General features: G+C 58.2%; 15 protein-coding genes. 9 read left to right on the plus strand and 6 right to left on the minus strand.

The annotated features are described in order from the left end of the window. Positions 1-20: 20 nt before the first annotated feature. Positions 21-1652 (minus strand): alpha-D-glucose phosphate-specific phosphoglucomutase, encoded by a 1632-nt coding sequence (locus GTP45_RS17880; RefSeq protein WP_161015232.1) that lies wholly within the window; start codon positions 1650-1652, stop codon positions 21-23. A gap of 69 nt (positions 1653-1721) precedes the next feature. Beyond that, positions 1722-3032 (minus strand): MFS transporter, encoded by a 1311-nt coding sequence (locus GTP45_RS17885; RefSeq protein WP_161015233.1) that lies wholly within the window; start codon positions 3030-3032, stop codon positions 1722-1724. A gap of 174 nt (positions 3033-3206) precedes the next feature. Here GTP45_RS17885 and GTP45_RS17890 point away from each other — a divergent pair, with 174 nt between their 5' ends. After that, the gene (locus tag GTP45_RS17890; protein WP_161015234.1) at positions 3207-5657 is read left to right on the plus strand and encodes a TIM-barrel domain-containing protein; all 2451 of its coding nucleotides are present in this window, start codon (positions 3207-3209) and stop codon (positions 5655-5657) included. Positions 5658-5800: 143 nt separating this feature from the next. On the opposite strand, the gene GTP45_RS28410 is transcribed toward GTP45_RS17890, so the two are convergent. Then, a complete protein-coding gene (locus GTP45_RS28410; protein ID WP_217363370.1) occupies positions 5801-6136 on the minus strand; it encodes a hypothetical protein in 336 nt (111 codons plus the stop codon). A 120-nt stretch (positions 6137-6256) separates the two neighbouring features. Beyond that, positions 6257-6424, minus strand: coding sequence for a hypothetical protein (locus tag GTP45_RS28415; RefSeq protein ID WP_217363371.1), 168 nt, complete (start codon positions 6422-6424; stop codon positions 6257-6259). A 120-nt stretch (positions 6425-6544) separates the two neighbouring features. Here GTP45_RS28415 and GTP45_RS17900 point away from each other — a divergent pair, with 120 nt between their 5' ends. The 6 genes from GTP45_RS17900 to GTP45_RS17925 all read left to right on the plus strand — a co-directional run bounded on the left by GTP45_RS17900 (position 6545) and on the right by GTP45_RS17925 (position 9544). Next, the gene (locus GTP45_RS17900; RefSeq protein WP_161015235.1) at positions 6545-6958 is read left to right on the plus strand and encodes a MerR family transcriptional regulator; all 414 of its coding nucleotides are present in this window, start codon (positions 6545-6547) and stop codon (positions 6956-6958) included. A gap of 176 nt (positions 6959-7134) precedes the next feature. Further along, the gene (locus tag GTP45_RS17905; RefSeq protein WP_217363372.1) at positions 7135-7596 is read left to right on the plus strand and encodes a DUF7668 domain-containing protein; all 462 of its coding nucleotides are present in this window, start codon (positions 7135-7137) and stop codon (positions 7594-7596) included. A 72-nt stretch (positions 7597-7668) separates the two neighbouring features. After that, positions 7669-8028 (plus strand): ribonuclease E inhibitor RraB, encoded by a 360-nt coding sequence (locus GTP45_RS17910; protein WP_161015236.1) that lies wholly within the window; start codon positions 7669-7671, stop codon positions 8026-8028. 96 nt (positions 8029-8124) lie between these two features. Further along, complete coding sequence (locus tag GTP45_RS17915) at positions 8125-8583, plus strand: hypothetical protein (RefSeq protein ID WP_161015237.1); 459 nt, start codon at positions 8125-8127, stop codon at positions 8581-8583. A gap of 75 nt (positions 8584-8658) precedes the next feature. Beyond that, positions 8659-9060, plus strand: coding sequence for a VOC family protein (locus GTP45_RS17920; RefSeq protein ID WP_161015238.1), 402 nt, complete (start codon positions 8659-8661; stop codon positions 9058-9060). A 25-nt stretch (positions 9061-9085) separates the two neighbouring features. Continuing rightward, complete coding sequence (locus tag GTP45_RS17925; protein WP_161015239.1) at positions 9086-9544, plus strand: nuclear transport factor 2 family protein; 459 nt, start codon at positions 9086-9088, stop codon at positions 9542-9544. Positions 9545-9691: 147 nt separating this feature from the next. Here GTP45_RS17925 and GTP45_RS17930 read toward each other — a convergent pair whose 3' ends face one another. Then, positions 9692-10252, minus strand: a complete 561-nt coding sequence (locus GTP45_RS17930) for an MliC family protein (RefSeq protein ID WP_161015240.1) — start codon at positions 10250-10252, stop codon at positions 9692-9694. Between the two features lie 125 nt (positions 10253-10377). Here GTP45_RS17930 and GTP45_RS17935 point away from each other — a divergent pair, with 125 nt between their 5' ends. Beyond that, positions 10378-10572 carry a hypothetical protein gene (locus GTP45_RS17935; protein ID WP_161015241.1) on the plus strand — a complete coding sequence of 65 codons (195 nt, stop codon included), beginning with the start codon at positions 10378-10380 and terminating at the stop codon, positions 10570-10572. A 289-nt stretch (positions 10573-10861) separates the two neighbouring features. Beyond that, positions 10862-12679 carry a M2 family metallopeptidase gene (locus tag GTP45_RS17940; protein ID WP_161015242.1) on the plus strand — a complete coding sequence of 606 codons (1818 nt, stop codon included), beginning with the start codon at positions 10862-10864 and terminating at the stop codon, positions 12677-12679. Here GTP45_RS17940 and GTP45_RS17945 read toward each other — a convergent pair whose 3' ends face one another. After that, entirely contained in the window at positions 12680-14230 is a 1551-nt protein-coding gene (locus tag GTP45_RS17945) for a tryptophan halogenase family protein (RefSeq protein WP_161015243.1), read from the minus strand. Positions 14231-14234: the final 4 nt, after the last annotated feature.

Genomic DNA, 14234 nt, shown 5'->3' on the forward strand with positions numbered 1-14234 from the left:
GCTGTCGTCCTTATCGTTAGTTATGTGGTGACGGTTGGGTGGGCACGGCCGGTCCAGTCGGCGATGCCTGCTACTTGTTCGGCGATAAGTATCAATGCCGATAGGGCCTGCTGGGTAGGCAGGTGGTGGTACTTGGGATCTGCTTCGTAACGCTCCAGGTACACGCGCAGGGTTGCGCCCTCGGTGCCGGTGCCCGACAAGCGGAACACGATGCGAGAACCGTTGGTCATGACGATGCGCACGCCCTGCTGTTTGGATACCGAACCATCAATCGGATCGGTATATTCAAAATCATCGGCAAACGACACCACGTAATGGCCAAGGTCTTGCCCCGCCAACGTCGCCAGCTTGATGCGCAAGGAAGCCATGAGTTCATTGGCGGCCTTGGTTTCCACTGCCTCGTAATCGTGGCGCGAATAGTAGTTGCGGCCGAAGCGCGCCCAATGTTCGCTCACCAGCTGCTCGACCGATTTGCCGCTGGCGGCCAGCAGATTAAGCCAGAACAGCACGGCCCACAAGCCGTCCTTCTCGCGGATGTGATCCGAGCCGGTGCCGTAGCTCTCTTCGCCGCACAGCGTGGCCTTGCCGGCATCCAGCAGGTTGCCGAAGAACTTCCAGCCGGTCGGCGTTTCGAATGCGGGGATGCCGAGCGCCTCGGCCACGCGGTCGGCCGCTTGCGAAGTCGGCATCGAGCGGGCGATGCCTTTCAAGCCTGCGCGATAGCCCGGCGCCACAGTCGCATGCGCGGCCAGCACGGCCAAGCTGTCGGACGGCGTGACGTCGAATTTGCGGCCGAGGATCATGTTGCGGTCACCGTCGCCATCGGAGGCGGCGCCGAAGTCCGGCGCATTATCAGCGGCCATGATCTCGATCAGTTGCGCGGCGTTGACGGGATTCGGATCAGGGTGATGGCCGCCAAAATCTTCCAGCGGCTCGGCGTTGATCACCGTGCCGGCTGGTGCGCCCAACTGGCCTTCGATAATGGCCTTGGCGTACGGGCCGGAGACCGCGTGCATGCCGTCAAAGCACATGCGGAAGCCGCCCGCGAACAGTTTGCGGATGGCGTCGAAGTCGAACAGCTGCTGCATCAGCTGCGCATAGTCGTCCACCGAATCGATGACTTCCACCTCCATGCTCTCGATGCGCGTGGCGCCAAGACGATTCAGGTCGATATCGGCAGCATCGCTGATGCGGTACTGCTTAATCGTTTCGGTATGATGGTAAATCGCCTCGGTCACGCTCTCCGGCGCAGGGCCGCCGTTGGCGATGTTGTACTTGATGCCGAAGTCGCCATCCGGGCCGCCCGGATTATGGCTGGCCGACAGCACGATGCCGCCCAGCGCCGCATGCTTGCGGATCACGCAACTGACCGCAGGCGTGGACAGGATGCCGCCCTGCCCCACCAGCACTTTCGCAAAACCATGCGCGGCCGCCATACGCAAGATGGTCTGCACGGCGACGCGGTTGTGATAGCGGCCATCGCCGCCCACCACCAGCGTCTTGCCGCTGCAATCGCCCAGCGTGTCGAACACGCTCTGCACAAAGTTTTCGAGGTAATGGGCCTGCTGGAACACGCTGACTTTCTTGCGCAGGCCCGAGGTGCCCGGCCGCTGGCCGGGGAAGGAAGTGGTGCTGACGGTGTTAATACTCATGTTCGCTCCGCATAGGTAGGTGACAGGGCCACAATTCCTTGTCTCGCGAACAATATTACATCATGTAGCTTATGCCTCGTCGCGCACAATGAGGGTCAGCACACCGGCCACCACCATGCACACGCCGCCCAGCATCAGGGTCTTGACCGAGTGACCGGCGAACCAGTGCTTAGTCACGAAGCCCAGCACCAAACCGCTGACGATCTGCGGGATGACGATGAAGAAGTTGAACAGGCCCATAAAGTAGCCCATGCGCTTGGCCGGCAGCGAACCGGCCAGGATCGCGTACGGCATGGTCAGGATGCTGGCCCACGCAATACCGACGCCGATCATGGGGATGAACAGGGTATCCAGATCACGGATCGCATAGATGCTGAACAGGCTCACGCCGCCGATGACCAGGCAAGTCATGTGCACGATCTTACGGCTGGTGCGGCGTGCAAAAATCGGCAGGATGAACGAGGCCAGTGCCGACACGCCGCCATACACGGCGAACATCACGCCCGCATGGTTACCGGCTTGCTGGAAGGCGGCCGATTGCGCATCGGTGGTGCCAAACACATTTTCGGCGACGGCGTTGGTGGTGTAGATCCACATCGCGAACAGCGCAATCCAGGTGAAGAACTGCACCACGGCCAGTTGCACCATGGTCTTCGGCATCTTGCTAAAGCCGCTGAAGATTTGCACCAGCGCGTGGCCCAGGCCCTTGCTGCGCTGCTGCTCGGCGCGGAACGCGGCCAGATCGTCCGGCGGCAGTTCTTTCGCCGTCAGCACGGTCCACAGCACGGCGAAGAAGTACACGGCGCCGCCGGCATAGAACGAGTAGCGCACGGTGTCAGGAATGCCGCCATCGACCGGCACATTGCTCACGCCGAAGTGCGTGAAGATAGTCGGCAGCAGCGATGCGATCACGCCGCCCCAGCCGATGAAGAAGGTTTGCATCGCAAAGCCGGCGGTCTGCTGCGAAGGCCCGAGCTTGTCGCCGACGAAGGCGCGGAACGGCTCCATCGACACGTTGATCGCGCCATCCAGCAGCCACAGGACGACTACCGCCATCCACAGCGAAGTGGAATTCGGCATCGCAAACAAGGCGATCGACGCCAGCAACGCGCCGATGAAGAAGAACGGACGGCGGCGGCCCCAGGTCGCGTGCCAGGTGTTGTCGCTCAAGTAGCCGATAATCGGCTGTACCAGCAAACCGGTGACCGGCGCGGCCAGCCAGAATAAGGAGAGATCGTCGGGATTGGCGCCCAGCGTGGAGAAAATCCGGCTGACGTTGGCGTTTTGCAGAGCGAAACCGAATTGGATGCCGAAGAAGCCGAGGCTCATATTCCACAACTGCCAGAACGACAGTATGGGCTTATTGCTGGAAGAGTGCATGCTGCGCGTCCCGAGTTTTAAAAATTTGTAGCAAAATAACACGCGACCCCATGCATGTCAAATGAAAGAACTTCCTAGTAAAATAAAGGAAAGAAGCCCTCACAGGGGCTAAAAATTGGTGTCAAATGTAGCCAAACAACAAAATTCAAGACGATCAGAGAGACCCTTACCTACATGACCATGAATTCCTTTGCAAAATTGGCCGCCCTGCCGGTCGCGCTGCTGGCCAGCCACGCCGCCTTGGCGCAAAACGCCGACCGCAAGTTCGACGGCGTCACCCAGCGCGACGGCCATCTCGAAGTGCGCACCAGCGACGGCAACTACATCATCAAGCCCTACTCCACCGGCATCGTCGAAACCACCTTCGTGCCGAAGGGCGAAGCTGTGGATTCGTCGTCGCACGCCGTTGTGCTGGCGCCGACCGAAGTGAAAACCACCTTGAAGCAAAAAGGCGGCAGCTATGAATATGCCACATCCGGCATCGTCGTTACCATTACTAAAGCGCCGTTCAAAATCGCCTACGCCTACAAGGGCAAGCAATTGGTGGCGGAAAAGCGCGGCTACATCCACGTCAAGGATGATGTAGCCAACGGCAGCAAGGATATCAACAAGGGCGAAGCGCGCGAACTGGAAGCGATTGAATTCGCGCTCGATAAGAACGAAGCCTTGTACGGCGCGGGTTCGCGCGCGGTGGGCTCGATGGATCGCCGCGGCCATCGCTACACCTTGTACAACAAGGCGAACTACGGCTACGGCGACCGCTCGGCGCTGATGGGATACACCATGCCGATCGCGCTGTCGTCCAAGATGTACGCCATCCACTTCGACAATCCACAAACCGGCTATCTCGATTTCGACAGCAAGAAGAACAACAGCCTGACCTACGAGGCAATCGGCGGCCGCAAGACCTACCAAGTGATCGCGGGCGATACATGGGAAGATGTCGTCGGCAACTACACCAGCCTGACCGGCAAACAGCCGCTGCCTCCGCGCTGGGCCTTCGGTAACTTCGCCATGCGCTTCGGCTATCACAACGAGAAGGAAGCGCGCGACACCGTCAACAAATTCCTCGCTGAAGATATCCCGCTCGATGGCATCGTGTTTGACCTGTACTGGTTCGGCAAAGAAGTTAAAGGCACGATGGGCAATCTGGCTTGGGACAAGGACAGCTTCCCTAACCCGGAAGGCATGATCGCCGACTTCAAGTCCAAGGGCGTGCAGACCGTGGTGATTACAGAGCCGTTTGTAGTCGACACCTCCAAGCGCTGGCAGGAAGCCGTCGACAAGAAAGTACTGGCCACCGGCCCTGATGGCAAACCGCTGGCGTATGACTTCTTCTTCGGTCACACCGGCTTGATCGACATCTTCAGCCCACAAGGCAAGAGCTGGTTCTGGGATATCTACAAAGGCCTGCATCAGCAAGGCGTGACCGGCGTGTGGGGCGATCTGGGCGAACCGGAAGTGCATCCGACCGAAGCGCGCCATGCGACCGGCACGGCGGATCAAGTGCACAACATCTACGGCCACCAGTGGGCGCGCCTGGTGGCCGAAGGCTATCAGCAGGACTTCCCTACCGAGCGTCCGTTTATCCTGATGCGCTCTGGTTATTCGGGTACGCAGCGTTACGGCATCATCCCGTGGTCGGGCGACGTGGATCGCGGCTGGGGCGGATTGCAATCGCAGCCGGAGATCTCGCTGCAAATGGGTATGCAGGGCGTGGGCTACATGCACTCGGATCTCGGCGGCTTCGCCAACCCGGTGCTGGATAATGAACTGTACACGCGCTGGTTGCAGTACGGCGTGTTCCAGCCGGTGTTCCGTCCGCACGCGCAGGAAGAAGTGCCGTCGGAGCCGGTCTACCGCGAGGACAAGACCAAGGCACTGGCGCGTGAAGCGATCCGCCTGCGCTATCGCATGCTGCCGTATAACTACACGCTGGGCTTCGAGAATAATCAGCAAGGCTTGCCGCTGATGCGTCCTATGATTTACGAAGAGCCAGGCAACGCCAAAGTGCGCGCGATGTCGTCCACCTACTTGTGGGGCAAGGACTTCCTCGTCACGCCAGTGCTGAAACAAGGCGCGTCGAAAGTGGACGTGTACTTCCCTGCCCGTAGCGCGTGGTTTGATTTCCATACCGGTGAACGCCAGGCCGGTGGTGCAACTCGTTCGATTGAACTGGCTGCGGATCATGTACCAGTCTACGTGCGCGCCGGCGCCTTCATCCCGATGGTGAAAGTGGTGCAGACCACGCGCGACTACAACACCAAGAACCTCGAACTGCACTACTGGCATGATGCATCGGTGCGTTCCGGCGCCGGCAAAATGTACGACGACGACGGCCTCACCGCGCAAGCCTACGAACAAGGCAAGTACGAACTGCTCAACTTCACCAGCAAACTGCAAGGCAAAGCCCTGTCGCTGCGCGTGGATTCGGAAGTCGGCAAACAGTACCAACGCCCGGAACGCAGCATCTCGCTGAAGGTGCACACCGTGACCGCACCGCCATCGTCGGTGCGAGTGGATGGCAAGGTAGCGGTATTCAGCTGGGATGAAAAAACCTTCCAGCTGACCGTTGAACTGCCAGCCAGCGAAGCCGCCTCGCGCAGCATCGACATCGCGCTGTAATCTACTCTGGCTCTCCGCTCATTGCGGCTGAGAGCCAGTCGGCGCATACAGCGCGCTTTGGAACGACGGCACATATTCATACTTCATCATCTTGCCCAGCTTGAGCGACTTGATGTAATTGGAGAAGCTGCCATCGCCCAGTGTTAAACCGACGGCATCCGCGCTGGTGCTGTTTCGCTGTCCATCACCGTGATGGCAATCGATTTATCGGTTTCTTTGAACTCGATCCCGGTCAACCACTTCGGCAGGTTGTAGCCAACCACGCCGCGCACGCGCGCCAGCTCCGTATTTACGGGAAGCTTGAGCACATATCCCCAGAAATCTCCCGACGACGATTGCGGCAGCAGCGTGAACGGCCCAAAGCTGGACTTGCCCGGCTTGCTGGTGACGATGGAGAGCGAGATCTCGTTGTAGCTATCGTTGTCGCAGTACTCGTAAGTGTAAGCGGTGAGCGCGACCACGCCGCGTCCCGGCCACACCTAGAGCGGCTCCACTTCATTGCGCACCGCCTCCGGCATCAACTGGCGTAGCCGGTTGATATCAGCCGTGAACACTGCTGTGATCTTGCGATTCTCGTAGTAGAAATTAGGCGAGTAGGATTAAAAGCCGATATCGACCTTCTCCTTCTTGATCCCCTTGAACCAGCTGAGATCCACCTCCGGCGCCTCCGCCGCAATCACCGAAAGCGGCGGATTGGAACGAAAGCGGTCATACAAACCGCCCTCCACTACCGCTACATCATAACCACCGAGATTAATCATATCCATACGACCTCCAAAGTGAGAATGAGGCCACGATAAGCTTGAAGCGCACTGCAAGGTCAAGCCCTTACTCTCGCTTGACATTGAAGTTAGGTTTAGGCTTAGAGTTATGCATTGGAGGTACACATGAAAATCGGCGAATTAGCCAAGCGCAGCGGCATTCCCGCATCGACCATACGGTTCTACGAAGCCAAGGGCTTGTTGAAAGTCGGCAGCCGCCAGTCCAGTGGCTACCGCGAGTATCGGCAGGATGCGCTGGCGGTACTGTCCATCATCAACGACGCCCAGCAGGCCGGCTTCTCGCTGGAAGAAATCAAGCAGCTGATGCCGGAAGACTTCTCGTCATGGCAGCACGACGAACTGATCGGCGCGCTGAGAAAAAAAGTAGCGGACATCGAAGCGCTGGAGGCAAAGCTCGCCCAAATCAAAGCCCATTTGCAGTCGCTCATCCACCTCATCGACTCCAAGCCCGACGACGTCAACTGCCAAGACAACGCCGCCCGCGTCATGGTCACCATGGGCCTCCCCACCCGCAAGTGAATTTGCCGCGCCACATCAGGCTGTGCTAAATTCATATAACTTATTAACAACACGACCGCCCTATACCGTCCGCAAGATACTGCGTCGGAAAAAACTGCGACATTTAGGGCGTCAAATTCTTGTTATCCACAATTTGAAACTCTCTGAACAATTCGAAAAGGAACTGGAGATCGCCTATGCCCAGCGCATTCCGGCAGCCAGTTACTTTTCACGTTGGGCTACTTGAAAAACGCCTCGATATGATTGAGCAAAGAGCAGACATTGAAGTACTAGCGGAAACGGACGGTAGTTACGAACGGCCAATTCCGACCAAGTGGCGCCCCGTATTTCGTGCCATCGTGGCCTCCTTTCTTGAGCATGATTACCTCCTAAAAAGCGGCGTGCCCGGAGTAGTGGCAGTATCTGAAGATACTGCGAACCACATTCAGCAATACATCGCCGATTACGGTGTTACGTTGGCGCCCTTACCAGATGAGACATGGGCTTCGTCCGTTTGCATCTGGTGCGGAAGTCACTGGGATGTTTTAGTCGACTTATGGACACGCGAAGAGGGACGGAGTGATCTCGTGCTCAGTGCACGTGTTGCAGATCGCAATCCCGATATCGTAGTCGAGATCCATATGGTGTACGTGCCATGATGGAATCGTCACCCAAAAAATCCGTCAACCGGACGCGCTGCCGCGCGCCGGTTGTCCGCAAATTAGAGCCCCATGATTACATTGCATCAGCTCGACGAGTTCTTTGAAAACACCCGCCAGATGTTTGATACGGGCCGTTGTCTTTTCCGCATTGACGACGAGTGCCGTTGGTCTTATTTCTTCGTGGATCCCGATCGTGAAAAATTGCTTCCGATCGCAGATTACATGAAAGGTCTCGGCTACGAATTCATGGGAACGCTCGATCCGAATGAGGATGACGATGACCCGGTTTACTATCTCCGTATCGACAAGGTGCAGCGGCATTCCCCTGCATCATTGAATGAACTCAATCGCCAACTGTACGGAATTGCGGATCAATTTGGAGTCCATTCATATGACGGCATGGATGTCGGTGCTATCGATGGCCCCTAAGCCGGCGTCATGCCACCATGGCTGATTGCCAGAACTGCGGAAGACATCTTCCGAAAAGAACCATGATAGGTTCAAATTTTCACTCTAGGAGTTTCAATGTTTTTGAATCGTGTAGTGCTTCCTATCGTCCTTAGCTCATTACTCATTGCACCTCATGCCAGCGCTGGTACGTACACTGATAAATTGGGATCATGTATCTTGGGTGCCACGACAGCTCAGGATCAACAGCATTTTGTCGAATGGATTTTTTCTGCGATCGCCTCGCATCCCAGCATTACGCCGTATGCGAACATCTCAATTCAAAAGCGCGACGAGATCGACAAAAACGTCGCAAAACTCTTGGAAAGCCTCATTGGAGATAAGTGCAAGTCCGAAGCATCGGATGCACTGAAGTATGAAGGAACCGCATCCTTCGTTACAGCTTTTCAGCTTCTAGGGGCTGCTTCGACTGAACAGCTATTAACCGCGCCCGAAGTTTCCAGTGGCATGCAGGGATTCCTGAAGTACGTGGACCTCGTAAAGCTCGCAAAGAAGATTAAACCTAGCCAGCCCTGATTTAAGCAGGGTGCGTAGGCCTCTGTAGCGTGAAGTTTCACCTGAGCCTCCGATTCAAAAAGGAAGCACAAGACTATGAGCCTATCATTTCATATCGACTTCAACGGCCAGTGTGAAGAGGCTTTCTCATTCTATGCCGAACACCTTGGCGGCACCATTGGCACGATGCAGCACGTAAAAGACTCGCCGATACCAGCATTCTCTGAGGCGCATGGCAAAGCCATTGTTCACGCCAATATCCGCATCGATGGCGTTGAGATAGCAGGTGCCGATATCGATCCAAGCCGGTACGAAAAGCCGAAAGGCTTTTACGTGCTGCTGGGCGTGGACTCCGAAGAGAAAGTCAAAACCTACTTTAACGCGTTGCAGATTGATGGCCATGTTATCCTCGCTCCGCAGAAGACATTCTGGTCACCATGTTATGCCATCGTGATTGATCGTTTTGGCGTGCCATGGAAAATCAACTATGGCACCTGACAAGGTGCTCACCGCGAAGGCACCTATGAAACGCTCTTTAGTCTTTCTTTTGTTCGCCGTATCGCCACTGCTGGCGCAGGCGGCCGATGTCACCGATAACCAGTTAATCGAACGCACGGTGCGCGACTACATTGAGTCGCAGCACAAACCTGATCCAGCCCGCATGGAGCGCGGCCTTGATCCCAAGCTCGCCAAGCGCACGTATTGGCAGGCAGCCGATGGCTCAGAGTTCATCATGAATACGGACTACGACACCATGGTCAACGTCGCCAAGAACTACAACAAGGACGGCACCAAATTCCCAGCGCAGCCACGGGTCGATATCAAGATCCTCGACGTCGACCAGCGCGTGGCCACCGTCAAGCTCACCGCCGACGAGTGGATCGATTACATGCACTTGTATAAGAACCAGCAAAGCGAGTGGAAGATCGTCAACGTGCTGTGGCAGTACCATGACACCACACGCCAAGCCAGCAAAAAATAGTCCGCCCCCGCTGAGAAATGGCCCCATGCCGCGTTTTCAAATAATTCCTTCGTTGCACTACTCGCTTGGCTTACGCTGAATGAAACAATGGCTTTCCACAACCCGAGCCGAACGACGGGCACCGCAAGCTCTGAGGGCGCGCGTGGCCTAGCGCTTGGAGCAGGTGGTCTCGGGCGCCTGGTAACCCCAGGTGACGCGCACCTCGCCTTGGCGTTCCCAAAGACTCTCGTTGCGCCCGATGTAGCGGGCACCGCTGGCGGCGAGAGCGGCGCGCATTAGCGATTGCTCCTGCTTACGGGTGGCGATCAGGCTCGGTGGCTGAGTGTCGAAATACGTGACGTCGATATCGGCGCCGTCAGCGCAGCGGAAATGCACCGGCGCGTGGGATGGCGCCAGCGACCAGCTGGTTTGCAGTTCCACCGTGCGCAGCTCGTAATTGGTGACGATGCATGCGCGCAAGTCATCAGCCTTCCAGCAATCGCGGACACCGTTCCACCAGCCCTTCTGCTCCACCGCCAGGCGTTTCTGCTGCGTCGGCTTGGCCTTGGCACGCGCTGCCGCGTAAATCACAGCGAGCGCTGCATCGCGGGACTGCAATTCAGGATCGGTACAAATCAGCTGCTCAGCCTTCCCCTCGGGCTTGCTACAGAATTGAGGTGCAGCCCAAGCCGGCGAACTAGCGCCCAGCACGAGCAAGAAAAGAGTCAACGATGCGCGCATAAAGGAGCCTGTAGCCAAGGTCGCCTAAGAATATCATCCTGCCCATGAAGAAAAGGCGTACATTATCACTGGTACAGGCATTTCCACTGGAACAGGGCCGAGGGAGACCAGCAATGTCAACTTTCACTAGCACCAAGCGTAGCGCGGGAGTGGTTCTAGGAGACTTTGTCTCGCTGGTCGGCGTGATCGCGTTTATGACCGGAACCCAAACCTTCGGCAGCATTTTACTTGTCACCGGAATCTGCATTTATGGCATTGCCGCAGCAATGACGTGGCTCGTTGCAAAGGTGTCCGACATCGCGCACTAACTAACGTCAACTGTGCCGCGCAAATTGCTAACATTCCCGATCTTTTTGGCGACCGTCTATTGTCTTCGCGCGAGCAAGAGGCATTGCCCGCTGATTAAGCAACGCCTCCCCATCTGCCCTTTTTAATTGCAGAATTACTTTTCCCTTTCTCATCAAACACTTACGGTTTTCCAGCCGACTTTTAAACAGTGTTGTCCACAGAATTTGTGGGTAGTTATGGCGCTATCGCCTGCTTGAGGCTGTATGATTACCGCCCATCGGATCACCCGTTCCGATGCCAACAAGGGAGATGCCTGTGACACCAAAAATTATCAGCACGCTGCTGGCGGCCACCGCCATGACAGCCGCCAGCACCACCGTGCTGGCCGCCCCCGCCTCGAAGCCGACTGCCGCCGAAGCCGAGCGCTTCCTGGCCGACACCGAGGCCAAGCTCAATAAGCTGAACAACGAACAAGCCCGCGCCGCCTGGGTCGGCTCCAATTTCATCACTGACGATACCGAAGCCATCGCCGCCTATTTCTCCGAGCGCTTTCTGGGCGCCTCCGGCGAGGCGGCCATCGGCGCGCGCCGTTTCAACGGCGTCAAGCTGTCGCCCGAAGCGGCCCGCAAGATCAAGCTGCTGCAGCAAACCGTGGTGTTCGCCGATCCGAAGGAACGCGAACAATACGCCACGCTGCAAGCAGCCCTGAATGGCGCCTACGGCAAGGCCAAGTACTGCCCGCAAACCGGCGACTGCATGGCGCTGGGCGAAATGGAAAAAGTGCTCGCCACCAGCCGCGACGAAGCCAAGCTCAAAGAGATGTGGACTGGCTGGCACGCGCAAGCACCTGCCTACAAGCAGAAGTACACCGAATACGTCGCCCTGTCCAACAAGGGCGCCAAGCAGATGGGCTTTGCCGACACCGGCGTGATGTGGCGCTCGCAGTACGACATGCCGCCGGAAGCTTTCTCGGCCGAGATGGAACGCCTGTGGCAGCAAGTGAAGCCGCTGTACGATTCGCTGCACACCTACACCCGCTACAAGCTGCGCGCCACCTACGGCGCTGATGTCGTGCCGGCCACCGGCCCGATTCCGTCCCACCTGTTCGGCAATATGTGGAGCCAGACGTGGACCAATCTGTACCCGATCCTGAAACCAGCCACCGAGACCAAGAGCTACGATCTGACCAAGGTGCTGGAAGAGCGCAAGACCGACGCCAAGCAGATGACCAAGTACGCCGAGGGTTTCTACACCTCGCTGGGCATGCAGAAGTTGCCGGCATCGTTCTGGGAGCGCTCGCTGCTGACCAAGCCGCGCGACCGCGATGTGGTGTGCCACGCCTCCGCCTGGCCGATCGATGAGAAGGACGACGTGCGCATCAAGATGTGCATCACGCCGACCGCCGAAGAGTTCACCGTGATCCACCACGAGCTGGGCCACGTCTACTACTTCCTCGGCTACGGCAAGCAGCCCTTCCTGTTCCGTAATGGCGCCAACGATGGCTTCCACGAAGCCATTGGCGACACCGTGGCGCTGTCGATCACGCCAGCCTACCTGAAGCAGATCGGCCTGATGGATCAGGAACCGGACGTCAACGCCGACATCCCGCAACTGCTGGAGCGCGCGCTGAGCAAGGTCACCATCCTGCCGTTCGCCTACACCGTCGACAAATGGCGCTGGGACGTCTACTCGGGCAAGACCAAGCCGGCCGACTACGACAAGAGCTGGTGGCAGCTGCGCGAGCAGTACATGGGCATGAAGCGTCCGGCACCGGGCAACGACGCCACCGGTTTCGACGCCGGCGCCAAGTACCACGTGGCGGCCGACGTGCCGTACGCGCGCTACTTCCTGGCCGATATGCTGCAATTCCAGTTCCACCGAGCGCTGTGCCGCGAAGCCGGCTACACCGGCCCGCTGAACCGCTGCTCGGTGTACGGCAATGCCAAAGCCGGCGCCAAGCTGCAGCAGATGCTGGAAATGGGCGCCAGCAAGCCATGGCCGGAAGCGTTGAAAGCCATCTCGGGCGAAGACAAGATCGACGGCAACGCCCTGCTCGAATACTTCGCCCCGCTGAAAACGTGGCTGGATCAGCAGAACGCCGCCTTCGCTGCGGCTGAAAAGAAGTAATCAGCGGATAGAGTAATCCGGCCGCTTGGGGTTCATTCCCGCTGCACGGCAGTGGGCGGCGATGAACTCCTCGTGGTTCGGCATCTTCTGCACGCAGTTTTCGACCACGGTTTTAATCGCATGCAGGTGGGCTTCCACCTGCTGCTGCGGCACCAGATCCACCAGCGGATGGTAGGACTGCGGCATGATCCCCTGCCCCAGCATCACTTGCAGCCAGCTCACGCTGGCAAACATCTCATCCTTCTCGCGGTAGAAGCGGCCATGCTGCTTGAACAGATCCATCTTCTGCTTGAGCGTCTCCGGCACTTCCATCGTGCGGCAGTAATTCCAGAACGGCGTGTCGTCGCGCGTGGTCGCGTTGTAATGCAGGATCAGGAAGTCGCGGATGCGATCCACTTCAAAGTGCGCCTGGCGATTGAATTCGTCGATATTGTCCTGATTGAAGTCGCGATCCGGGAAGAAGCTCATCAAGCGGGCAATGCTGGACTGGATCAAGTGGATGCTGGTCGATTCCAGCGGCTCCATGAAGCCGCTCGACAGGCCGATCGCCACCACGTTGCGGTTCCAGATTTTATTGCGCTTGCCGGTGACGAAGCGCAGCGGCTTCGGCTCGGCCAATGGCGCGCCATCCAAATTCGACATCAGCTGCGCGCACGCCTCGTCGTCGCTGATGAAGCGGCTCGAATACACATGGCCGTTGCCGATGCGGTGTTGCAGCGGAATGCGCCACTGCCAGCCCGCAGTGCGCGCCGTAGCCCGCGTGTACGGCGTGATCGCGCCGCGCGATTCGCACGGCACCGCCAGCGCACGGTCGCACGGCAGCCAATGCGTCCAGTCTTCATAGCCGGTTTTCAGCGCGCCTTCAATCAGCAGGCCGCGGAAGCCGGAGCAGTCGATGAACAAGTCGGCCTGATAGCGCTCGCCGTTTTCCATCGTCACCGCGTCGACAAAACCGTCGCCTTCGCGCAGGATCACGTCCGCCACCTTGCCCTCGGTGCGCACCACGCCGCGCGCTTCGGCAAACTTGCGCAGGAAGCGCGCGTACAGGCCGGCGTCGAACTGGAAGGCGTGGGCGATGTGCGAAATCGGCGAATTGCCGGCATCGATGGCGCGCATGAATTTGTTTTGCGGCGCCGCCACGGCCGCCAGCGAGTAAGCGCCAAAGTCCGGCGCCAGTCCCGCCTGATGCAGTTTGAGCCAGTAATGATGGAACTCCACCAGTCCCATATCCAGGCCGATGCTGCCAAAGGTGTGAATGTAATTTTCGCCCAGCCGGCCCCAGTCCACAAACTGGATGCCCAGCTTGAAGGTGCCCTGCGTCTCGCGCAGGAAGTCGTCCTCGTCGATGCCGAGCGCCTGGTTGAACAGCTTGATTTGCGGGATGGTCGCCTCGCCCACGCCGACGGTGGAAATTTCATCCGACTCGATCAGGCGCACGTGGTACTGGCCGCCCAGCAGTTTGGACATCGCCGCCGCCGTCATCCAGCCGGCCGTGCCGCCGCCGACGATCACGATGTCGCGAATCCGGCGCTCATTGGTGTTTTGCTGCATGTTG

It is taken from the genome of Duganella rivi (assembly GCF_009857435.1).
Classification (GTDB): domain Bacteria; phylum Pseudomonadota; class Gammaproteobacteria; order Burkholderiales; family Burkholderiaceae_D; genus Rugamonas; species Rugamonas rivi.

What these genes read in the sequence shown, in the direction of transcription:
- GTP45_RS17880 (WP_161015232.1), bottom strand. Translation starts at nt 1,652, where the DNA reads ATGAGTATTAACACCGTCAGCACCACTTCCTTCCCCGGCCAGCGGCCG.
- GTP45_RS17885 (WP_161015233.1), bottom strand. Translation starts at nt 3,032, where the DNA reads ATGCACTCTTCCAGCAATAAGCCCATACTGTCGTTCTGGCAGTTGTGG.
- GTP45_RS17890 (WP_161015234.1), top strand. Translation starts at nt 3,207, where the DNA reads ATGACCATGAATTCCTTTGCAAAATTGGCCGCCCTGCCGGTCGCGCTG.
- GTP45_RS28415 (WP_217363371.1), bottom strand. Translation starts at nt 6,424, where the DNA reads ATGGATATGATTAATCTCGGTGGTTATGATGTAGCGGTAGTGGAGGGC.
- GTP45_RS17900 (WP_161015235.1), top strand. Translation starts at nt 6,545, where the DNA reads ATGAAAATCGGCGAATTAGCCAAGCGCAGCGGCATTCCCGCATCGACC.
- GTP45_RS17905 (WP_217363372.1), top strand. Translation starts at nt 7,135, where the DNA reads ATGCCCAGCGCATTCCGGCAGCCAGTTACTTTTCACGTTGGGCTACTT.
- GTP45_RS17910 (WP_161015236.1), top strand. Translation starts at nt 7,669, where the DNA reads ATGATTACATTGCATCAGCTCGACGAGTTCTTTGAAAACACCCGCCAG.
- GTP45_RS17915 (WP_161015237.1), top strand. Translation starts at nt 8,125, where the DNA reads ATGTTTTTGAATCGTGTAGTGCTTCCTATCGTCCTTAGCTCATTACTC.
- GTP45_RS17920 (WP_161015238.1), top strand. Translation starts at nt 8,659, where the DNA reads ATGAGCCTATCATTTCATATCGACTTCAACGGCCAGTGTGAAGAGGCT.
- GTP45_RS17925 (WP_161015239.1), top strand. Translation starts at nt 9,086, where the DNA reads ATGAAACGCTCTTTAGTCTTTCTTTTGTTCGCCGTATCGCCACTGCTG.
- GTP45_RS17935 (WP_161015241.1), top strand. Translation starts at nt 10,378, where the DNA reads ATGTCAACTTTCACTAGCACCAAGCGTAGCGCGGGAGTGGTTCTAGGA.
- GTP45_RS17940 (WP_161015242.1), top strand. Translation starts at nt 10,862, where the DNA reads ATGCCTGTGACACCAAAAATTATCAGCACGCTGCTGGCGGCCACCGCC.
- GTP45_RS17945 (WP_161015243.1), bottom strand. Translation starts at nt 14,230, where the DNA reads ATGCAGCAAAACACCAATGAGCGCCGGATTCGCGACATCGTGATCGTC.